Genomic DNA, 20703 nt, shown 5'->3' with positions numbered 1-20703 from the left:
AACAGAAAACGATTGGCTTTAGTTTTCCTCTTTTGACTCAGTTTCTGATTCCTCATTCGGCTGTTCATTCTCCTCTATATTTTCCTCCGTTTCAGACTCGGCTCCTTCTTTGATTTGAGATTCAGGTTTTACCAAGGGTTCTTTAAAGAGTAGAACCGGGTGCTCCTCAAAATAGTCAATGGCGGCAGCGTAATTCCAGTTTTTCAGCAGCATTCGGGTGATGATAAAGGCTTGTTGTATAGCTACCATAACCCAGATCAATGGAGAAGAACTCATTCCTATTGTTTCATCAATGAGAAGATATACTCCACTAAGGATAATGCCCACCAAGGTTATTAACCAGAACATGCCCAGCGTTTTGGGATTCTTGAAAACGTAAGCAAAAGCCTTCCAAAAAGCTTCTCCCGTTCCTAGTCGGGATTCCCTGTAAATTATGACTTTGGTATAAAAACTAATAACCAGACCATAACTCATCAATACCAAAAGTAAAATCGTGGGAATCAAAAGCCACAAGACATATCCTCTCTCTGAACTACCTTCAGCAATAAGAATGAAGATGAAATAGAATAAACCAGAAACCAGGAAGAAGACGAAAAGGAGAACACCAGTGAGCAATAGTACCAGAAAGTACTTTCCAAATACCTTCCAACATTGAGTAAAGAAGAATTTAAACGAGAATGGCTTCCTTTTTTCAGAGAGCTCAGCTATAGTACCTCCGGAAAGAAAAGCGTAGACCACCGACCCCAAAAAGCCAAAGAAAAACATAACAGCAAAAGCCGGAGACAATAGCCGACCATTACCTCTTACAAAATCAGAGAATAAGGTATAATCGAAACCTTGCACTAGCCCCTCTAAGTCTGCAGAGTTACCAGCAAGTTCTGAAAGCAATGAGCTAAAATTAGCTACCGGAAACACAGCTAAAATCAATGAAAGAAGATACATAAGGAGCAGCACCGGCCACTTCTTCAAAGTAATCTGCAGGGCATCTTTCAGCGTATCAATCATTTTTCAATTTTGGATTATTGTGGTGTCTTTCGGCATCTCTGATACTTTTCTTCTCCAAGTTCTTTTCCAGGGCTTCTGTAAGATCTACACCTGTTTGATTGGCCAGACAAATTAATACAAAAAGTACATCTGCCATTTCATCGCCAAGGTCCTTATTTTTATCAGACTCCTTCTCTGACTGCTCCCCGTACCTGCGAGAAATAATTCGAGCTACTTCGCCTACCTCTTCTGTCAGAATCGCCATATTGGTCAACTCATTGAAATACCGAACACCCACTGTTTCAATCCATTTATCGACAATATTCTGAGCTTCTTTTATGGTCATTCCTTGTATAGACAAAAGATATTAGATTTATGACGAAAGACTATTTGTATTTAAGATTTTGATACATGAAGGAACCTAAAACGATCCCTCATTCTCAAAGCTTTTAATAGAAGAACCAAGAGAAACTACTACCAACTTCCCTCTCCCCACTCCCGACTTCCTACTTCCCTCTTCCTCCTTCTCTTCTTCGCACTCCCCTCTTTAAACTTTAACTCTCCCCCATCCCAAGGTACTGATCATCCAATTGGGCAAAGGCTTTAGCATTCCTCGTTTTTTGAGATTGATAAATATTCCTAGTTTTTTCAAAACAGGCACCTTGTGGGTTTCTACAAACTCTAGCAGCGTACCATCAGGATCAGCAATATAGCTGAATCGCCCTCCGGCTTCTCCCATATCAAAAGTGGCACCGCTGTCTACGGTAAACGGGAAGCCCGAATTGGCAGCTTTGGCCTTGAAGGCTTCCATATCAAGTGTATCAAAACACAGGTGTATATAACCCAAATCTCCCCAGCTGCGACCCTCCATGATCACTTCTGCCTTATCTTCTAGTAACTGTACAAGCTCAATTTCAATATTTCCAAAGAGCTTGTAGAAAGCTCCTTCACCAGATTCCGATTTTTTGAGAAGAACTCTTCTACATTTTCGCTCTCCACCAGCCAGTTCCGCAAAATCAGCAAATGTCCTGGTTTCGTCATAGACTAATTCATTAATGCCTAGCACATCCTTATATAATTTCAAAGAGGCCTCCATGTCACTCACCCCGATAATTACTCCGAGTACACCACCTGTATGGTCTGCTCTTTTCTTAAACCAAGAATTATCCGGCACCAATTGAAGCTGGTTCCCATAAGGATCTTTCAAATAAGCCACCGGGAACTTTGATGGAGATTGATACACTTTCTTCCCCAGAGACTCTGCCAATTTTTCGACATTAGAAGATTTCATCTTTACAGCATAAATCCCAAGATCTCCAAGCTTGGCTTCTTGCTTTGGAGGCAAGGGAGCCGGGTCTTTCGACTGCCATATTTCTGCTCCACCGCCGCCAGCCATATTGACCGCCAGTATTGCTCTTCGCTCACGAACCACACCATTGGTATGAGGCGTCATAAGCTCGGCACGTGCCACGTCATCAAATACTGGTACATCAAGCCCCAGATGTTTATTATACCATTTGAAAGCCGCTTCGGCATCAGGAACCCCAATGCCCACTTGTTGAATACCAGTAAAGAGAATATCACTCATTTCTAAAAATTCTTAATAATTATACTTCGCAAAAATGGCTGGTTTCCATAGAAATTCCACAGTTTTGCTTCAAAATCACGAAAGCTATGACAGATTGGCCAAAAATTGAAAACATTCATAAAATCGATTCCCCTTCTTTAGTCCTTTTTGAAGATCGTTTTCATCTTAACATCAAGAAAATGATAGATGCAGTAGAAGGAAACACAGATCGATTAATGCCACACGTCAAGACCAATAAGTGCCAGAAAGTGATTGAATACATGATTTCTAAGGAAATCAAACGATTTAAAGCGGCTACTTTGGTTGAAGCTGAACTGGCAGCGAAGGCTGGTGCCAATTCAGTTTTGTTAGCTCACCAACCCGTTGGACCAAAAATAGAAAAGCTTTCTTTGCTCATTGAGAAATACCCAAACACTCAATTCTCCTGCATTATTGATAACCAAAGTACAGCAAGGCTACTTAACCAAATAGAAAACAAGCCGGAAGTTTATATTGACATCAATAGCGGTATGGACAGATCAGGTATAAAACCTGGCAAAGGACTTGATGAGCTTATCGGTTTTATCAACACACAAACAAAACTTCGCCTTAAAGGCCTTCACATTTATGATGGCCATTTAAGAAATAAGGATATCAATCTAAGAACTGCGGAAGCCGAAAGGTTATTAGAAAATGTAGAAAACTACTTTAATGATTTGGAAATTGTAGTTGGGGGCACACCAAGCTTTTCTGTTCATAAGAATAATCAAAGAGTGATCTGTAGTCCTGGCACCAGTGTTTTTCATGATTGGGGTTATGGCGATCAGTTACCCGAACAAAACTATGAGCCTGCCGTGCTAATCATGACCCGAATCATCTCAAAACCGACCGAAGGAATCATCACGGTAGACATGGGACATAAGTCAATATCGAGTGAAAATCCGATTGACAAACGTGTTCAATTCCTCAATTTGGAGAACTATGAATTGCTATCGCAAAGTGAAGAGCATGGCGTTTTAAAAGTAGAAAACTGGGAGCAACACGAAGTGGGTGATGTCTTTTTTGGAATTCCATTTCATATTTGCCCTACCGTAAACCTTCACCGACAAATCGGTGTTATCAGAGACAATCAATTAATGGAATACTGGGCCACCGAGGCCGCCAAAAGATAATTATGGAGATAACAGCTGACAATAAACTGAAACGATTAGAAGTAGTAGGTGATAAGGTATTGATCAGACCCAAAACACATAATGGCAAAACCAAAACCGGGCTTTTCTTACCACCAACCGTGACAGAAAAAGAAGATGTTCAAAGCGGCTATGTAGTTAAAGTAGGTCCCGGATACCCACTACCAAACACGGCCGAGGAAGAACCTTGGAAAACCACCGAAGAAAAAGTAAAATACATGCCTCTTCAGGCTGAAGAAGGCGACCTCGCTATCTATCTTCAAAGACACGCCATAGAAATAGAGTATGACGGCCAGAAATATGTGATTGTACCTCAGAGTTCAATTTTGATGCTTGAAAGAAGCGAGGATTTATTTTAATCTTTGGCAAGCCTCTCAGCAAAATCTGCATCCTCCAGAAGGAATTTAGCCGTATTAGCTCCTTCTAGTCTTACCAGTAACTCTCCATCAGACTTGAAGAAAACACAGGTGGGTAGAGATGCTATTCTATAAGTTCTTCTGAGCAGCTGACCGCTTTCCGAGTCTACATCTACCTTGTAATTGATGTAAGACTTTTCAAACCGTTCTATAACAGCCTCATCGGTAAATACTTCTTTATCCATTTTCAGACATGGCCCACACCATGAGGCCCAAAAGTCCACAAAAATCAACTTCTTCTCTTTGCGAGCCATATGGACAATTTCCTGAAAACTCTTCTCTGAATTGGTGTAAAAGTCTAATTGATCATTGTTATGTTCTCCTGTAAGAAGTAATAGAGATAAAATGAGGGTAGCAGGAGAAAGCATCTTGTCTGTGTATTTATTGACTTCAAAAATAAACGAATGATTTTTAAAGTCTGTTTTCTTGGAAGAAATCGAATTAAAAACCACCCGTTCAGGCATTTGCTTAGTACCTTTGCGGCAGATTAAGAATCAGGAGTTTAATGCTTAGATCTTCCCTAGGAAATATCGGCCATTTATTGACAATTTTGGCCTTCATCAGTTCATTAATTGCCACTTATGCCTACTGGCAATCTTCAAGAGAAAAGAACATAAACAGTATCTGGAAAAAGTTTGCGAATCAAGCTTTTGCAGTTCATTCTGTATTTGTTGTTGGAGTGGTAGCCTCTTTGTTTACTATCATTTTCAATCACTATTTTGAATATCATTATGCATGGGATAACTCTTCATTAAGTCTGCCCTTAGGATATGCCATTTCCTGTTTTTGGCAAGACCAGGAAGGCTCTTTCCTTTTATGGATATTCTGGAATGCTTTGGTAGGACTAGCCCTGATTATTCAGTTTAACCGTACCAAGAAACATCAGGCACTTGCATCTCCTACAATGGTGATCGTTGCCGGAATACAGGCTTTTTTGACCTCAATGATTTTGGGGGTTATCATTTATGGTGAAACCAAACTTGGAAGTTCACCTTTCCTGACTTTAAAAGAACTAAACCCAGACTTGCCAGTTTGGTCTTTAGACCCTGATTTCATTCCTAAAGACGGTAATGGGTTAAACCCACTGCTTCAGAACTATTGGATGGTTATCCACCCTCCCACTCTGTTTCTGGGCTTTGCCATGACCATGGTTCCTTTTGCTTTGGCCATTTCCTCCTTATGGAAAAGAGACTATCATGGTTGGTTAAACATCTCTCTTCCCTGGTCTCTTTTGGCTGCAGTCGTGTTGGGTTCGGGAATTATGATGGGTGGAATATGGGCCTACGAAACGCTGAACTTTGAGGGCTATTGGAACTGGGATCCTGTAGAAAATGCAGTTTACGTTCCATGGTTAATTCTGGTAGCAGGTTTTCATACCCTGTTTCTGGCTAGAAAGAGTAGCTCTGCTCTAAAGTATTCTTACATACTGATCATTGCTCAGTTTATTTTTATTCTTTATTCTACATTCCTAACCAGAAGTGGAATTCTGGGCAACGCCTCTGTACATTCCTTCACTGATTTGGGGCTTTCAGGACAGCTTTTGGTTTATCTCCTCAGTTTTACCTTGGGTGCTATTATACTTGCGGCTTTACGATGGAAAGAACTCCCTACTGATGAAAAAGAAGCCTCCGTTTATTCGGCAGAGTTTTGGGTGATTATTGGTGTTCTTGTATTGAGTCTTGCTGCCTTTCAGGTCATAGTCACCACATCTATCCCGGTTTATAACAGCATTGCAGACGGACTTGGATTAGATCTCAATATGGCTTTACCTACAGACCAGATTGCCCATTATACAGGCTTCCAGATGTGGCTATTTATTTTGGCGGTGGTTTTGATGGGCGTAGCCCAATATTTCTGGTGGAAAAAAGTAAAAGGCAAAGACCTCAAATCACTTATCAATCCGGCTATCATTTCGCTTTTCCTAACGGCAATAATAATAGCTACCACATCAGTAGATAAACTAGCTTACATTATCCTTATCACTGCATCAGTCTTTGGCTTTGTGGCTAACTTCTCTATCCTTTTAGATTTGTTTAAAGGCAAACTAAAGGTAGCTGGTGGTGCCGTGACGCACATAGGTGTAGCTTTAATGCTACTTGGTATAATGTACTCTTCTGCCTACCAGAAGACCATTTCTATCAATAATACCGGAACTGAAATTTTCTCAGATTCTGAAAAAGAAAGTCGTGAGAACGTATTATTGTGGCTTAATAGAGATTATAAACTACAAGAATATGATATTGCCTATAAAGGCCAATTTGTAGACGTACGTGAAGTACCCGGCTATATTGAAAAGCGATTTATTCAACCCGTGATCGGAACGGGCTTCAAAGGCATTGCTAGAGCCGCCATCGTGGACGATTCCGATACTTTGCGATACCAAGGAGATACTGTGGAATATGAAGCTGAAAACACCTATTATCAAATTGCCTTTGAAGGTAAAAATGGTCAAAACTTCAACCTCTATCCACGCTTCCAGATCAACGAACAAATGGGAAATGTGGCCTCTCCTGATATCAAACGTTTATGGAACAAGGATATTTATAGCCATGTAAACTACGTTCAATCAGAAGAGGACCGAGAATGGAGTATGCCAATGGAATATCAGGTAGCTATTAAGGATACTTTCTTCCTGAATGATTACGTAGCTATTCTGGAGGATGTGGTTGGCGTTAAAGAAGTAGACGGCATGGAAATCAAACAAGGTGATGCAGCAGCCATGGCCTATGTAAGAATACTGGAACGTGATGGCGAGAAACTTCTCAGCCCCACTTTTGTGATTAAAGACAATCAGGTCTGGAGTAAGCCGGTAGTGAGTAATGAATTAGGCTTAAGGATTCAATTAAGTCAAATAGACCCGATCAATGGATCCTTTACTTTCTCTATAGCCCGAAGCGAAAGAGAATACATTGTACTCAAGGCCATCGAAAAACCATTCATCAATCTCCTTTGGCTCGGCATAGCCCTCCTGGTCATTGGAATGTTTATCTCAACCTTCAGAAGGTTTAGGATAGCTTTGCGGAAGAGTTGATAAAGGTATAATAAGACCGCATAAAAAAGGCTGTTTCTAATACATAGAAACAGCCTTTTTCGTTTTCCTAAAGATTTGATCATCAAATAAAAGAAGAAGAGTACGTTTCATAAGGTCTCTAAAAAGAAAAAACCCCGACAGAATCGGGGCATTTCTCAACTTTATAGCCATGAAAACTAATACTCTTTTTAAGCCATTTCTAGCTTTAATTCGTTTATTTTCTTCTTAATTGAGGTATCAATTTGAGTATCTCCAACTCGTAAAACGTAACCTCCAATCAGATCTTTATCTATCTTTTCTACCAGCTCTACTTTCTTTCCTGTTGCATCTTCAACAATCTTGCTGAATTGAGCACGCTGTTCTTTAGAAATTGGCTCTACTGTTATAACGGTAGCACGCTCAATTTTGTTTAAATCGTCGTACAATTTCTTAAACTCAACAGCGATAGGATAAATTAAGCTCTCTCTGTTTTTCTTTGTTAGGACGTCGAAAATAGAGTAAGTCACAGGATTTACTTTATTTTCAAAAATATTTTTCAAAATCGCCCTCTTTTTTTCGTGTCTGACTATCGGATTAGCCATCACACGCTGAAATTCGTCGTTCTGATCACATACTTCAATAAAGAAGCCCATATCATCATTTACGGGATCAAGAACTTTTTGCTCCATCGCCAGGTCTACAAGGGCCTTGGCATATCTGTAAGCGACTACTGAGTTTGACATATTTCAATATAAACTCTGTCCTAATTACGAAAATTAAACCAGAGTAGATTAATGATTGTATCTAATTTCTTAAATAAGTAGAACAGTAAATTAGTTCAATTTAGCCTCTGAGATTAACTCATTCACAAGATCTGTATGAGCACCTTTAGCGGCTAATTCTTTCTTCATTACTTTTTCAGCAATTCCGATTGATAAACTAGCTACTTCTTTCTTCAATCCGTCTACCATAGTGGCTCTTTCCTGAGCTAAAGTCTCACGAGCATCTTCCAAAATCTTAGAAGCCTCTTCAGAAGCTTTTGCTTTCGCCTCTTCTACAAGTCTGTTTGAAGTCTCTTTGGCTGTTTTAAGAATCTCGTCTCTTTCAGCACGAGCCTCAGCTAGAAGCTTCTCATTGTCAGACTTTAATTTAGCCATCTCCGCACGAGTCTCTTCTGCCATTTTTAGTGCAGAATCAATCTCATCTTCACGAGACTTTAAGGCAGAAAGAATACCTTTCCACGCAAATTTTCTAAGAACGAAAAACAGAGTAAGGAAAATCAGTAATTGCCAAGCAATAAGGCCAATACCGGGAGTTAATAATTCCATTTATGAAGTCGTATTTGAATGTCTAATAAAAAGAAGTTTTGCTCTGACACCTAATGTGAGCAGAGCAAAACTAAAAATTTGATTATCCAAGGATGGCCAATAGACCAACCACTACACCAAAAAGGGCAACAGCCTCAATTAGGGCAGCGATGATAATCATCATTGATTGGATTTTACCAGCAGCTTCTGGCTGACGAGCAACTCCTTCCATAGCAGAGCCACCAATTTTACCGATACCAAGACCAGCACCGATAGCAGCAAGACCTGCACCAATAGCACCACCGAAAGCAGCTAAACCTGAACCAGACTCAGCAGCAGCTTGTAAAAGAATGTTTAACAAAGACATTTGTATAAACGATTTATAGTTAAAAAAATAAAATACTAAACAAGAACTCTCTTAATGATCGTGATGCTCTTCGATAGCACTACCGATATACATTGAAGAAAGAAGGGTAAATATATAAGCCTGAATAAAGGCTACCAATATTTCAATTAATGACATAAAAGTCCCAATAGCCCAAACTCCACCACCAACGGCGTAATTCTTAAACATAAAGATTAGACCTATGAAACTCAATAAAATGATGTGACCACCAGTGATGTTAGCAAACAAACGAATAGTTAATGAGGCAGGCTTCATAAAGATACCTACAATCTCAATCACCCAGAATAAAGGAAGCAGTACCATAGGTACACCCGGAGGGTTGAAAATGTGACCCCAATAATTCTTATTGGCTTTGAAATGAACAATAACGAATGTAATCAATGCCAAAGTCAAGGTAACTGCAATGTTACCTGTAAGGTTAGCAGCTCCCGGAGTTAAACCGATAAGGTTATTAATAAGGATAAAGAAGAATAACGTCAGCATATATGGTAGGTATGCTTCATACTTAGGACCAATATTCGCTTTCACTACATCATCCTTGATAGTCGTAATGACCGGCTCCAGTAAAGACTGGATACCTTTTGGGGCCTTACCTTCATTTTTCTTATAACCTTTAGCTACAGCTGTAAAGATTAAAATCAACAGTACTGCACTTAAAATCAATGAAGCTACATTCTTGGTGATGGAGAAATCATAAACCGCAGCATGATGATCATCTTTAAGAGCAATCTTTTCATGATGCATCACATAAGGACCATATTCTCCGTGACCTTCGTCAAATCTGGCAGAAGAAAAAACATCTAAGCCATGCTCTTTAGAATACACGATTACCGGAAGAGGTAATTTGACTCCATGAGCAAACTCCCAGCCATGCTCATCCAAAATATGGTGCATAATCATATTGCCCATATTGAAACTCTCTTCATCGTGCTGAATTTCTTCATGAATCTCTTCCAATTCTTCATGGATAGTTTCATGACCTTCTTCATGATGCTGGGCACTCACATAACCCATAGAAAAAACTGATAATGAGCAGATTACAAGTAAACGTTTGAACATTAGTTTGATTCTCTTTTAACTGACTTTTTGTAGCCTTCACGAAAAACGCCGCAAGTTAGCACTTAATAAGTAGATTTCAAAAGCTGTAAAACATAAATAAAGTACAAAAAAGTTGATGAGGAACTGAGCCTTATTTTCAAGGCCTAAATAAAGATAAGCCGCCACAAAAATGGCACAAGCCAAAAAGCGAATACCCATACTTATCATGTGAAATTGGATAAACTTTTCTCTATTATTCCGTTTACCCTGCTCTGAAAGCGTGTTTAAGAGATATGATAAAGCCGAAAAGAATGCTAACATATACCACTTCGCCTCATGTAACCATTGAGAAAGCCCAAATGTATCAGCTAAAAAAAATACAATTGTGATACATAAAATAAAGACCAGGGTCTGCCGCATACATATATATTTAGCTAATTTTTGAACTACCAAACACAAAAGTACTTCATATTAGATAGAAATGGAGAGTTCTGAACGACGATAGAAAACAAAAAGAAAACGAAACCCCATTTTCTAAGGACGAAATTCAAAACCTACCAAAACTCGTAAAAATAATTTTAATGTAATATTCCGATATAAGAATCAATAGAATTTTAGAAGAATCGTTTGCGGCATTGTACTAAAATAAGTTCCAAATTTTGAAGCCACTTTTTGTTTAAATAAATGTGGATAACCTTGATTACAGCACCACTCATTTTACTAGATTTGTATCCTTTTTCTGTATAATTCAATCCAAAATTATTTGGAGTTAACCCTTTGTGAATCTTGGTTAATACAACACTAGATAGCGACGCAAAATTAGTTTGGAATAACTGCCTGAAAGTAATTCAGCAGAATGTGTCAGAGCAGAGTTTCAAAACCTGGTTTGAACCCGTAATCCCATACAAATTATCAGGCAAAAAACTTATCATTCAGGTGCCAAGTCAGTTCTTCTATGAGTGGCTTGAAGACAACTATGTACAGCTTTTAAGAAAAGCTCTTGACTTCTCATTGGGAAGAGATGGCCAGTTGGAGTACTCTATTGTAGTAGATAGCGGAGATAGAAACCATAATGGGCCTGCAATGTCATTAAGTCCTCAAGGTAAAAAACCGCAGGCAAAAGCACCGATAGAAGAGAAAAGTAACAAAGTTAATAGCCCGTTTGTCTTAAGAGATCTGGACCAAGCCCAGTCTGAGTCATTTCTCAATCGCTCATACACTTTTGAGAACTTTATAGAAGGTGATTGTAATCGTTTGGCACGAGCTGCCAGTTTTGCGGTAGCCGAAAAACCAAGTGTTACATCTTTTAACCCTCTAATGATTTATGGTGGCGTAGGTCTTGGTAAAACTCACCTGGTTCAGGCAATTGGGAATTACATCAAGATGAATTTTGAAGGCAAGTTTGTCCTTTATGTTTCATCTGAGAAGTTCACCAGCCAGTTCATAAATGCGATTAGAAATAATAGTCTTCAGGATTTCATGTCATTCTACATGCAGGTAGACGTACTCATTCTTGATGATGTTCAGTTTCTCTCAGGCAAAGAAAAAACACAAGAAACCTTCTTTCATATTTTCAATCACCTACATCAGTCAGGAAAACAAATCGTGATGACTTCTGACCGTCCTCCAAGAGACCTGGAAGGTATGGAAGACAGACTTCTTTCAAGGTTTAAGTGGGGTCTAACCGCAGACCTTCAAAGTCCTGACTTAGAGACCAGAATCGCTATCATTCATAAAAAGACCCAAGATGAAGGTATCGATATCGATTTTGAGGTTATCGAATACCTGGCTCATAGTATAGATTCTAATGTCAGAGAGTTAGAAGGTGTGATGATTTCATTAATAGCCCAAGCCTCATTAACCAAAAGAACCATTGACCTGGAACTAGCGAAAAAGACCTTGAATCATATAGTGACTGAAACTGAGAAGGAAGTCAATATTGATGGTATAGTTAGTGTAGTGACTGAACATTATAATGTCAGAATTGCAGACCTTAAGAGTAAGAGTCGATTAAGAGCAATTGTCATACCGCGTCAAGTAGCTATGTATCTCGCGAAGGAATTAACAAACCTATCGCTGAAATCTATAGGTTATCATTTTGGTGGGAGAGACCATAGTACGGTTATACATGCCATTCAAACGGTAAATGATCTAATGGATACCAATAAAGACATGGAGAAAGAAGTCAATTCTTTGTTGAAGCAATTCAAGAAAAAATAAGCTTCTTATGAATTTGAAGAACTTGTTCAATTAACAACTGATCTTCATTTTTTATCTCAAAATCTGCTAAAGCCCTGAATTCTTCAGGGCTTTTTTGTTTTTCAATGATCCCCATCACTTCATCTTTTGAGCGTTGAATATCCCTTGACAAAGTTCTATTCAAACGCGTTTCTTTAGATGCATGTACATAAATAAGATAATCTATCCCTTCCTTGTTCTCTACCACTGCTGCTTCTTTTAGCACATAAGGTGTATTTTGCTGAGAACTAGCCCAAGAGTTGAAATGTGCTCTCACGGCCGGATGGACAATTTCGTTTAATTGTAAAAGGAGTTCTTTATTCTTAAATACCTTCTGAGCTACATAACGCTTATTATAACCCTCCTGAGAATAGGCTCCTTCCCCTAATAATTGTTTAATTTGAATTCGGATTTCCTCTGAGTTATTGATGAGATTCTTGGCCTCTAAATCGGCATAATAGACTGGAATCCCAATGGTTTCAAACACTTGGGCTACAGTACTTTTGCCAGAGCCTATTCCACCTGTAATTCCAACTTTAAGCATGAGGCATTTCTGAAAATTTCTTTTTCTTCTTTGCGAAATACTGCCAAACAATTGAATAGTTGGACATGAACCTATTCTGGTTCACTTTACCAGTCCGCTTTTTGAGGAGATAAGGAAGCATGGCATAAAACGCAAAATGTGCCTTCAATATAGCTAAAACATCCTTCTCGTTGCCATCCAATAGAAACTTCAAAGCTGAGACGCCATCTAAAATAAGCCTCACGGGTACTTTGACCAGCATTGATTGAAAAGGCAAATTCTTCACTAGAATAGCCAAGCCATTTCTGAAGTTAAGAAATGTCTTTCTTGGATTAGACTTATTTAAGGTCCCTCCTCCTAAGTGGTATACCACACTGCCAGGATCATAAATAATATCATACCCAGCGTTTTTGATTCGCCAGCACAGATCTATTTCTTCCATATGAGCAAAGAATCGCTCATCAAAACCTTCCAGTTCATGAAAAACATCAGCCCTTATGAACAAACAAGCCCCAGAGGCCCAGGAAATAGAAACCTGATCATCATATTGACCTTCATCTTTTTCACAGGTATCAAATACTCTTCCTCTACAAAAAGGATAACCCCATTTATCTACATATCCGCCAGCTGCACCGGCGTATTCAAAGTATTCTTTTTTAGTAAAAGACTTAATCTTGGGCTGTATGGCTGCTAAGTTTGAATCATTTTCAAACTTATGCTCAATTGATTGTAACCAACCAGGGGTTACTTCGACATCAGAATTTAGTAGGACGTATACATCAGCATCTATTTGAGTCAAGGCCCTATTATAGCCACCTGCATAACCCGTATTCGTCTCCAAATTTAAAAGATGAATTCTCGGCTTGTAATCCTCCAAAAAATTTAAAGAATGGTCTGTACTGGCATTATCAGCCACCCATATTTCAGCTAGAAGAGAATTCTCCATAACAGATGGCAGAAACTGACGAAGGTGTTTTTCTCCGTTATAATTGAGTATAACAACAGCTATTTTCAAGCTTCCTATTTGTTAAACATGGAGTTTAGATCCATTCCGGGAATATTAGGCAACATTCCTTCCGTCATACCTTGCATTTCCTCTTTTGCCTTGGCTTCAGCATTTTCCAGTGCTTTGTTTGCAGCAGCAACAATCAAATCTTGAAGAATATCAATCTCCTCTTTATTCACAAGCTCCGGCTCTATTTCTACTTTAAGTAAAGTCTTTTTACCATTGGCAGTCACCTTTACCATACCTCCACCAGATTCTCCTTCGGCAATAATATCGCCCAGCTTTTCCTGAGTTTCCTGCATTTTAGTCTGCAGTTCTTTCATTTTCCCCATCATGCCGGCCATATCAAATAGTCCCATAGTTGTTTCCTTTGTTTTATGAAAAACAAAAATAGAGATACTTTAATTCAGACGGAAAAGAGAGTCTATTTTAATAGAGAAACAGAACCAGACTGTGAAAACTCTTCACCAGCAAGGCTAACACCTTTTATTCGGAAACCGTAGCTTCCTGTTGGGGCCATTTGTCCAGAAAGTGTACTTCCATTCCAACCGCTTCCGTCTACATCACCTTCATAAACTACCCCACCCCAACGGTCAAAAATGGTGATTGTACCTGAATCTAAAAACTTAGATTTTATCTCAAAACGATCATTCATACCATCGCCATTAGGTGTAAAGGCAGAAGGAATATAAACGTTTGCCGGTATATCTATTACCACGGTGTTACTGTATGAAGGGAAGGTAAAGTCTGTGTAACCTTCCAAATCCAGATCTTGTTCTGCTCTTATTCTAAATCGAAGTGTCGGAGTTGTTGAATTATAGATCATCTCGCCTACACCTTGCGTTAAATCACTCGTACGGTAAGCGGGCAGGAAGGCTCCAATGTCTGCATCCCACATTTCTATGACATATTCTGCAGGACCATTGGTCAATACGTTATCCGGGAAACTGTAATCTGTCCAGTTCAAAGTATTCCCTTGTGCGGTTAAGAAAACGGAGCAAAACTCGGGAGAAAGCTCAGATTCTATTCCACAAGCATCCTCTACCTGATATTTGTAACAGTAAGAACCAGAGTTAGGCACCACAGAAATATCCTCGAAAGTATTGGTTCCTGAGCCTATCTTTATAAAATCGTTCTCGTCAGGCGATTTATGGAAAAAAGTATAATTCGGAGCGTCATCATCAGAATAAACTACCAACTTGATCAAAGAGTCATCAGTTGACGGGTATCCTACATTAATTACACCATTTGGTATGATTTTCACATTTCCGTTCATTGGGTCAACCTCAAAGTCTTCTGACTCAATAATGATGTATTCTGTTTGTCCATTGGCTAACTGAATAGCATATCTTGCTGTTAGCGTGTAGTTATAAATTTTACCACATTCTAAGTTGTTATCGGTAAAACCTGTGTCAACGTTAGAGTTTAGGCTTAACGGGTCTAAACAGGAATCACATCCATCTTCTGTCCTCACCAAACCCAGCTGTTGAGGTACACCTCCCGGCGAAGTAGGGAAAGTCCAATTGATAGTCACATCAGAAGAACTGGATTGTGTAGCACTCATCCCAAAACCACAAATTACGTTTGAGTAAACTGGCGTACCACAATACCCTTCAACCATTATTCTAAAACAATATTTTGAACCCTGATTGAGACCATTAGCTTCAAAAACTCCATTAGTCGCGGTTCCAAGATTTTTCCAGTCATAAGTACCACCATTATCTTCGGCAAACTGAACTAGATAATCTTCTCCCGTTGTATAATTTTTAAATCCAATCTTTACTCCGGCTCCTCCGTTCAATGTTTTCAATGTAGTTAAAACAGGAGGGTTACCTTCACTTGGAGTTTCAGCCAACGGAGCTGTTGTACACTTATCAAAACCACCGGTCACTACATATTGACCTTTAATGGAAACCTGTTCCAAATCTCCTGTGTAAGTTCTAGTCTGTTCGTAAGGAAGTGTAGGATTATCAATTAATTCTTCGGTACCAATACCCCAGTCAATCAGGTATCTGTCATGAATATTTTCGGGTGCATCTTCAATGCGTATGGTTACACTTTGCCCGTCACAAGTGAATATCTCTGCTACTGGTTCTTCCTGACTTAATACTCTTACCGTTTTACAGGCCAGATACTTTTGATTATTAACTTCACCTATTTGAAGAATCCAGTGAATACCACCTGGAAGCTGTCCCTGTCCTCTATAGGCCCCTGACTGAAGAGTCGCCAATTCAGGGCTAAAACCCGCGTCAGTAATATCTACATCATCAGTCATACCAAAATAATAGGAAACGGATGAAAATTGTCCAAGTGAATTGTCAGTAGTATTGGTGACTCTAACAGAAGTAGTGGCCTGACCATCAGGCAAACAGGTCTCATTGGCTCCATTAAAAAAACCGCCTAACTGGTATCCAGCAGGGGCTGTTGTACAAACCGCAGGCTTAGGAGGAACTTCCTGTGCCATACTGTTTAATGCAACGAAGGTGGTTAGAATAAGTAGAATAAAGTTTCTCACTTCCGGGTATTTTAATATTCCTGTCAGGTCAAACCCAAAAACCATGCCTAAATCAAGTGAAGAGTTAAGTAATTTAAGCATTTCCCAATCGAATTCAAAAATTTACCGACCTCAAATTAGGGGTGTAAAGACGTCAATTAATCCTGACAAAAATCAAGTCAACTAAAATTGACCGATTTCTGTTCTTATGACGACCACAGGCGTTAAAAAGTAACATATCTTTGTGGTACATATTTTTTGAGGCGAAAAACGACTATGAATAACATTAAATTAGACAGTATTGAAGAGGCGATCCAGGATATTGCCGATGGCAAAGTGGTAATAGTAGTAGATGACGAGGACCGTGAAAATGAAGGTGACTTTATTTGTGCGGCAGAGAAAGTCACTCCAGAACTTGTCAATTTTATGGTAAAGGTTGGTCGTGGACTCATGTGTGTTCCTCTAACCAAAGAAAGATGCGATGAATTAGGTCTAGAGATGATGGTTGGTAAAAACACCGCCACTCACGCAACTCCGTTCACGGTTTCAGTAGACTTACTAGGTCACGGATGTACAACAGGTATTTCCGCTTCTGATAGATCAAAAACCATTATTGCTCTAGCTGACGACAACACCGATCCAGCTGAACTAGGTAGGCCAGGTCACATTTTCCCTCTAAGAGCCGCCGATGGTGGAGTCTTAAGGAGAGCAGGTCATACAGAAGCTGCCATTGATCTTGCTGTTATGGCTGGTCTAAAGCCTGCCGGAGTTTTAATAGAAATAATGAATGAAGACGGTACCATGTCTCGTCTTCCTGAATTGAGAAAACTGGCAGATGAGCATGATTTGAAGTTGGTCTCTATCAAGGGTCTAATAGAGTACAGACTTCAAAAAGAAAGTCTGATAGAAAGAGAAATTGGTGTGGAACTACCAACAGAATTTGGCGATTTTGACCTGATAGCTTTCAGACAAAAAGATAATAATCAGCTTCACCTTGCCTTGAAAAAAGGACAATGGGAAGAAGATGAACCCGTTATGGTAAGGGTGCATTCCTCTTGTGTAACTGGAGATATTTTCGGTTCGTGCAGATGTGACTGCGGTCCGCAATTACATGCCGCCATGGAAAAAGTGCATAATGAAGGAAAAGGACTGGTACTTTATATGAATCAGGAAGGTAGAGGTATAGGACTTTTGAATAAGCTAAAGGCATATAAACTTCAGGAACAGGGTAGAGACACCGTAGAGGCCAATCTGGAGCTTGGTTTTCAGGCAGACCAAAGAGATTACGGTGTGGGTGCACAAATTTTAAGAGATTTAAATATTTCAAAAATCAAATTGCTTTCAAACAATCCTAAGAAAAGAGCAGGCCTAATGGGCTATGGTCTTGAAATCGTGGAGACTGTTCCTTTGGAAGTAAAACCCAACCCCCATAACGAGAAGTATCTACAAACCAAAAGAGATAAACTTGGACATAGCATCCTCAAAGAAGAAGCATAAATTAGTCAAAACCATTTTCCGGGAAATACTCCCGAAAGTCGTTCTTTGGTTCTTTGCGAGTACCATAGGAGCCGTCATTCTTTTTCGTTTTATCCCGATTCCGATTACCCTAACTATGGTAGATCAGTGGATACGCCAGGGAGAATTGCATTATGATTGGGAGCCCATCGAGGATATGGCAGACCCAATGAAAATTGCCGTAGTAGCTGCTGAAGATCAGCTCTTTCCTGAGCATAATGGCTTTGATATGAAGGCTATCAAAAAAGCTCTGGAAAGAAATAAAAACTCCACCAAAAAGCGAGGTGGTAGTACCATCAGTCAACAGACCGCCAAAAACGTTTTTCTTTGGCAAGGCCAATCCTGGCTGAGAAAAGGATTGGAGGTTTATTTTACCGGGCTAATTGAACTCATCTGGGGCAAAAAACGAATACTAGAAGTCTATCTTAATGTAGCTGAGATGGGACCTGGAGTTTTTGGTGCGGAGGCCGCTGCTAACCAATACTTTGGCAAAAAAGCAGATGCATTAAGCACTAATCAAGCGGCCAGAATAGCCGCAGTTTTGCCTAGCCCAAGAAAGTGGCGGGTGGTAAATTCCGGTAGCTATGTTACAAAAAGAACTGGTCATATTCAGCGTCAAATTCGTCAATTAGGTGGGATAGGCTATTTGAATAGCTTAAATTTATAGCATGATCATTTTTGATGCCCATCTTGATTTAGCCATGAATGCCATGGAGTGGAATCGTGACCTCACGCTTCCGATTCAAACGATACGTAGACGCGAAGCTCAATTAAAAGACAAGCCAGACAGAGGCAAGGCCACGGTGTGTTTCCCTGAAATGCATAAAGGAGATGTAGGACTTTGTGTAGCCACATTGATTTCAAGATACATCAAACCTAAGTCATACCTTTCGGGATGGTATTCTCAGGAACAGGCGTGGGCTCATGCCCAAGGGCAATTGGCCTGGTATAAAGCCATGGAGGTAAAAGGTGCTTTAAGACAAATCACTTCAAAAAACCAACTTACAGAACATCTGGAAGCTTGGAAAGATATTGAGACCGAGCATAGGCCTATCGGTTATGTACTTTCGCTTGAAGGTGCAGATTCAATCATAAGTCCTGAATACCTGGATAAATATCATTCTCAAGGTTTACGAGCCATAGGATTAAGCCATTACGGAAAAGGCGTGTATGCTTTTGGCACCGACTCTGATGGTCGCTTACCGAAAGTCGGGAAAGAACTCTTGAAAAAAGTTGATAAGCTCGGGATGATTCTGGACCTCACACACCTTTCTGACAAATGCTTTTACGACGCCCTAAATATTCATGAAGGGCCAGTATGGGCCAGTCATCACATGGTTCGTAGAATCACACCTCATAATCGTCAGTTAAGTGATGATATGATCAAATCTATTTTAGAAAGAGATGGTAAGATAGGTATGGCTCTTGATGCCTGGATGATCGTACCAAACTGGATTCACGGTTACAGTACCCCAAAAAGAAAGAAGGTGACCTGTGACAGAATCATTGACCACATGCTACACATCGCCAATCTGGCGGGCTCTACCAATAATATCATGATGGGCACTGACCTTGATGGAGCTTTTGGTTTTGAACAAACCCCAATGGGCTTTAGAAGTATAGCAGATATCAAAAGAAAGCTGCCTGATGCAATGTCAAAAAGAGGCTTGAAGGATGAAGAGATCAAAGGTATTCTTTCAACAAACGGAATTGGTTTCCTGAAAGAACACCTCGACTAACTTTATTTCTTCTGTTCGGCTATTTCTTTAACCTTTTCGTAGATCATTACCTGGTTTGAAGCAATTTTAGAGAAACCTCTAACGTCATCTCCGCTCCAGGCGTTATTCATTTCACCATAACTCCCGAATACATCAGACATTAGGTCGTAATCTGATTTGATACCCAAAAGATCAAAACGATAAGGAGTCAGTTTTACTCTCACCTCACCGGTAACATGATCCTGAGTAGAAGCAAACATAGCTTCTATATCTCTCATTACAGGATCATTAAACTGCCCCTCATGAAGCTGAATACCGTACCATTCAGCCATGTTCTGTTTCCAGTATTGCTGCCATTTCGTTAAGGTGTGCTTCTCCAGCAAGTGGTGTGCTTTAATTATGATTAAAGGTGCAGCGGCTTCAAAACCAACTCTACCCTTTATACCAATAATAGTATCTCCTACGTGAGTATCTCTACCAATACCATATGGTGCTGCCAATGCATGAAGTTTACGGATAGCGTCAACAGGATTGTCAAAAGTCTCTCCATTTACACCTACCAACTCCCCTTTTTCGAATTGCAGCTTCACCTCTTCTTCACCGTCTTTAGTTCGTTGAATAGGAAAAGCTGATTCAGGAAGATTATCGTAAGAGTTAAGTGTTTCTTTACCTCCTACAGAGGTTCCCCATAAGCCTTGGTTGATAGAATAAGCAGCTTTATGCCATTCTCTATCTACTCCCTTAGATTTCAAGAAGTCTATCTCCGCCTCTCTTGACAATTTCATATCTCTGATAGGCGTGATGATTTCGGCATTCGGCACGATAGTTCTGAACGCCATATCGAATCGAACCTGGTCATTACCGGCACCTGTACTACCATGGGCTATTGCCGTAGCACCAATACTTTTAGCATACTCAGCAACCGCCACAGCCTGAAAGATACGCTCAGCACTTACCGATAATGGATAGGTGTTATTTTTTAGAACATTTCCAAAAATCAGGTATTTGATACAGTCATTATAGTATTTATCAGCTACTCTGGAAGTATGGTGGGTTTTCACACCAAGTTCGTATGCTTTCTTTTCAATATCTACGACCTCCTCATCTGAAAATCCGCCTGTATCTACCAGCACAGAGTGTACTTCCATACCTTTTTCTTCTCCCAGATACTTGACACAAAACGAGGTATCCAAACCTCCACTATATGCTAAAACAACTTTTTTCACTTCCGACATAGTCTTTATTCCTTAAACGAGCGGCAAAAATAGCGATAAATCTCTATCTATAAACC

At 39.7% G+C, this 20703-nt stretch carries 20 protein-coding genes; 7 read left to right on the top strand and 13 right to left on the bottom strand.

Annotation, left to right across the window (positions count from 1 at the left end; genetic code table 11):
- Positions 1 to 18: 18 nt before the first annotated feature.
- From ACUXV0_RS16340 to ACUXV0_RS16330, 3 genes are all read right to left on the bottom strand, one after another.
- Positions 19 to 1005 carry a hypothetical protein gene (locus ACUXV0_RS16340; RefSeq protein WP_446190645.1) on the bottom strand — a complete coding sequence of 329 codons (987 nt, stop codon included), beginning with the start codon at positions 1003 to 1005 and terminating at the stop codon, positions 19 to 21.
- The gene (locus tag ACUXV0_RS16335; protein ID WP_446192820.1) at positions 998 to 1330 is read right to left on the bottom strand and encodes a nucleotide pyrophosphohydrolase; all 333 of its coding nucleotides are present in this window, start codon (positions 1328 to 1330) and stop codon (positions 998 to 1000) included. Before ACUXV0_RS16335 ends, ACUXV0_RS16340 begins: the two co-directional genes overlap by 8 nt.
- Positions 1331 to 1531: 201 nt before the next feature.
- Complete coding sequence (locus ACUXV0_RS16330; protein WP_446190644.1) at positions 1532 to 2572, bottom strand: VOC family protein; 1041 nt, start codon at positions 2570 to 2572, stop codon at positions 1532 to 1534.
- Between the two features lie 86 nt (positions 2573 to 2658).
- Between ACUXV0_RS16330 and ACUXV0_RS16325 the strand changes: the two genes are divergently transcribed.
- Together ACUXV0_RS16325 and ACUXV0_RS16320 are read left to right on the top strand one after the other, a co-directional pair.
- Positions 2659 to 3723, top strand: a complete 1065-nt coding sequence (locus ACUXV0_RS16325) for an alanine racemase (RefSeq protein WP_446190643.1) — start codon at positions 2659 to 2661, stop codon at positions 3721 to 3723.
- Entirely contained in the window at positions 3723 to 4100 is a 378-nt protein-coding gene (locus ACUXV0_RS16320; RefSeq protein WP_446192819.1) for a co-chaperone GroES, read from the top strand. The genes ACUXV0_RS16325 and ACUXV0_RS16320 overlap by 1 nt, the downstream gene beginning before the upstream one ends.
- Here ACUXV0_RS16320 and ACUXV0_RS16315 read toward each other — a convergent pair.
- A complete protein-coding gene (locus ACUXV0_RS16315) occupies positions 4097 to 4621 on the bottom strand; it encodes a thioredoxin domain-containing protein (protein ID WP_446190642.1) in 525 nt (174 codons plus the stop codon). The two genes, ACUXV0_RS16320 and ACUXV0_RS16315, sit on opposite strands and share 4 nt — an antisense overlap.
- Before the next feature lie 41 nt (positions 4622 to 4662).
- Between ACUXV0_RS16315 and ccsA the strand changes: the two genes are divergently transcribed.
- Positions 4663 to 7188: a cytochrome c biogenesis protein CcsA gene (ccsA, locus tag ACUXV0_RS16310; protein WP_446190641.1), complete on the top strand. Its 2526-nt coding sequence runs from the start codon at positions 4663 to 4665 to the stop codon at positions 7186 to 7188.
- A 188-nt stretch (positions 7189 to 7376) separates the two neighbouring features.
- On the opposite strand, the gene atpH is transcribed toward ccsA, so the two are convergent.
- From atpH to atpB, 4 genes are all read right to left on the bottom strand, one after another.
- Complete coding sequence (gene atpH / locus ACUXV0_RS16305; RefSeq protein ID WP_446190640.1) at positions 7377 to 7910, bottom strand: ATP synthase F1 subunit delta; 534 nt, start codon at positions 7908 to 7910, stop codon at positions 7377 to 7379.
- 90 nt (positions 7911 to 8000) lie between these two features.
- Positions 8001 to 8495, bottom strand: coding sequence for a F0F1 ATP synthase subunit B (atpF, locus tag ACUXV0_RS16300; RefSeq protein ID WP_446190639.1), 495 nt, complete (start codon positions 8493 to 8495; stop codon positions 8001 to 8003).
- A gap of 82 nt (positions 8496 to 8577) precedes the next feature.
- On the bottom strand, positions 8578 to 8841 hold the full coding sequence (gene atpE, locus ACUXV0_RS16295; protein WP_446190638.1) for an ATP synthase F0 subunit C: 264 nt from the start codon (positions 8839 to 8841) through the stop codon (positions 8578 to 8580).
- A 51-nt stretch (positions 8842 to 8892) separates the two neighbouring features.
- Positions 8893 to 9939 carry a F0F1 ATP synthase subunit A gene (gene atpB, locus ACUXV0_RS16290; RefSeq protein WP_446190637.1) on the bottom strand — a complete coding sequence of 349 codons (1047 nt, stop codon included), beginning with the start codon at positions 9937 to 9939 and terminating at the stop codon, positions 8893 to 8895.
- 765 nt (positions 9940 to 10704) lie between these two features.
- Between atpB and dnaA the strand changes: the two genes are divergently transcribed.
- On the top strand, positions 10705 to 12138 hold the full coding sequence (gene dnaA, locus ACUXV0_RS16285) for a chromosomal replication initiator protein DnaA (protein WP_446190636.1): 1434 nt from the start codon (positions 10705 to 10707) through the stop codon (positions 12136 to 12138).
- Here the strand turns inward: dnaA and coaE are convergent.
- From coaE to ACUXV0_RS16265, 4 genes are all read right to left on the bottom strand, one after another.
- Entirely contained in the window at positions 12125 to 12700 is a 576-nt protein-coding gene (coaE, locus tag ACUXV0_RS16280; protein WP_446190635.1) for a dephospho-CoA kinase, read from the bottom strand. The two genes, dnaA and coaE, sit on opposite strands and share 14 nt — an antisense overlap.
- On the bottom strand, positions 12693 to 13694 hold the full coding sequence (locus ACUXV0_RS16275) for a glycosyltransferase family 2 protein (RefSeq protein WP_446190634.1): 1002 nt from the start codon (positions 13692 to 13694) through the stop codon (positions 12693 to 12695). The genes coaE and ACUXV0_RS16275 overlap by 8 nt, the downstream gene beginning before the upstream one ends.
- Positions 13695 to 13699: 5 nt before the next feature.
- Positions 13700 to 14044: a YbaB/EbfC family nucleoid-associated protein gene (locus tag ACUXV0_RS16270; protein ID WP_446190633.1), complete on the bottom strand. Its 345-nt coding sequence runs from the start codon at positions 14042 to 14044 to the stop codon at positions 13700 to 13702.
- Positions 14045 to 14109: 65 nt separating this feature from the next.
- Entirely contained in the window at positions 14110 to 16281 is a 2172-nt protein-coding gene (locus tag ACUXV0_RS16265; protein WP_446190632.1) for a T9SS type B sorting domain-containing protein, read from the bottom strand.
- 174 nt (positions 16282 to 16455) lie between these two features.
- Between ACUXV0_RS16265 and ACUXV0_RS16260 the strand changes: the two genes are divergently transcribed.
- From ACUXV0_RS16260 to ACUXV0_RS16250, 3 genes are read left to right on the top strand one after another with little or no spacing between them, the layout of a single operon-like run.
- A complete protein-coding gene (locus ACUXV0_RS16260; protein WP_446190631.1) occupies positions 16456 to 17676 on the top strand; it encodes a bifunctional 3,4-dihydroxy-2-butanone-4-phosphate synthase/GTP cyclohydrolase II in 1221 nt (406 codons plus the stop codon).
- Positions 17645 to 18361, top strand: coding sequence for a monofunctional biosynthetic peptidoglycan transglycosylase (gene mtgA, locus ACUXV0_RS16255; protein WP_446190630.1), 717 nt, complete (start codon positions 17645 to 17647; stop codon positions 18359 to 18361). The genes ACUXV0_RS16260 and mtgA overlap by 32 nt, the downstream gene beginning before the upstream one ends.
- Before the next feature lies 1 nt (position 18362).
- On the top strand, positions 18363 to 19433 hold the full coding sequence (locus ACUXV0_RS16250) for a dipeptidase (protein WP_446190629.1): 1071 nt from the start codon (positions 18363 to 18365) through the stop codon (positions 19431 to 19433).
- A gap of 2 nt (positions 19434 to 19435) precedes the next feature.
- Here ACUXV0_RS16250 and argG read toward each other — a convergent pair whose 3' ends face one another.
- On the bottom strand, positions 19436 to 20647 hold the full coding sequence (gene argG / locus ACUXV0_RS16245; RefSeq protein WP_446190628.1) for an argininosuccinate synthase: 1212 nt from the start codon (positions 20645 to 20647) through the stop codon (positions 19436 to 19438).
- Between the last annotated feature and the right edge of the window lie 56 nt (positions 20648 to 20703).

Source organism: Jiulongibacter sp. NS-SX5, from assembly GCF_052828545.1.
The sequence above is the reverse complement of the archived record's forward strand: the minus strand, read 5'-3'. Positions and strand labels throughout refer to the sequence as shown.

Coding starts and splice junctions, on each gene's coding strand:
- ACUXV0_RS16340 (WP_446190645.1), bottom strand. CDS start 1,005: ATGATTGATACGCTGAAAGATGCCCTGCAGATTACTTTGAAGAAGTGG.
- ACUXV0_RS16335 (WP_446192820.1), bottom strand. CDS start 1,330: ATGACCATAAAAGAAGCTCAGAATATTGTCGATAAATGGATTGAAACA.
- ACUXV0_RS16330 (WP_446190644.1), bottom strand. CDS start 2,572: ATGAGTGATATTCTCTTTACTGGTATTCAACAAGTGGGCATTGGGGTT.
- ACUXV0_RS16325 (WP_446190643.1), top strand. CDS start 2,659: ATGACAGATTGGCCAAAAATTGAAAACATTCATAAAATCGATTCCCCT.
- ACUXV0_RS16315 (WP_446190642.1), bottom strand. CDS start 4,621: ATGCCTGAACGGGTGGTTTTTAATTCGATTTCTTCCAAGAAAACAGAC.
- ccsA (WP_446190641.1), top strand. CDS start 4,663: ATGCTTAGATCTTCCCTAGGAAATATCGGCCATTTATTGACAATTTTG.
- atpH (WP_446190640.1), bottom strand. CDS start 7,910: ATGTCAAACTCAGTAGTCGCTTACAGATATGCCAAGGCCCTTGTAGAC.
- atpF (WP_446190639.1), bottom strand. CDS start 8,495: ATGGAATTATTAACTCCCGGTATTGGCCTTATTGCTTGGCAATTACTG.
- atpE (WP_446190638.1), bottom strand. CDS start 8,841: ATGTCTTTGTTAAACATTCTTTTACAAGCTGCTGCTGAGTCTGGTTCA.
- atpB (WP_446190637.1), bottom strand. CDS start 9,939: ATGTTCAAACGTTTACTTGTAATCTGCTCATTATCAGTTTTTTCTATG.
- coaE (WP_446190635.1), bottom strand. CDS start 12,700: ATGCTTAAAGTTGGAATTACAGGTGGAATAGGCTCTGGCAAAAGTACT.
- ACUXV0_RS16270 (WP_446190633.1), bottom strand. CDS start 14,044: ATGGGACTATTTGATATGGCCGGCATGATGGGGAAAATGAAAGAACTG.
- ACUXV0_RS16265 (WP_446190632.1), bottom strand. CDS start 16,281: ATGCTTAAATTACTTAACTCTTCACTTGATTTAGGCATGGTTTTTGGG.
- ACUXV0_RS16260 (WP_446190631.1), top strand. CDS start 16,456: ATGAATAACATTAAATTAGACAGTATTGAAGAGGCGATCCAGGATATT.
- ACUXV0_RS16250 (WP_446190629.1), top strand. CDS start 18,363: ATGATCATTTTTGATGCCCATCTTGATTTAGCCATGAATGCCATGGAG.
- argG (WP_446190628.1), bottom strand. CDS start 20,647: ATGTCGGAAGTGAAAAAAGTTGTTTTAGCATATAGTGGAGGTTTGGAT.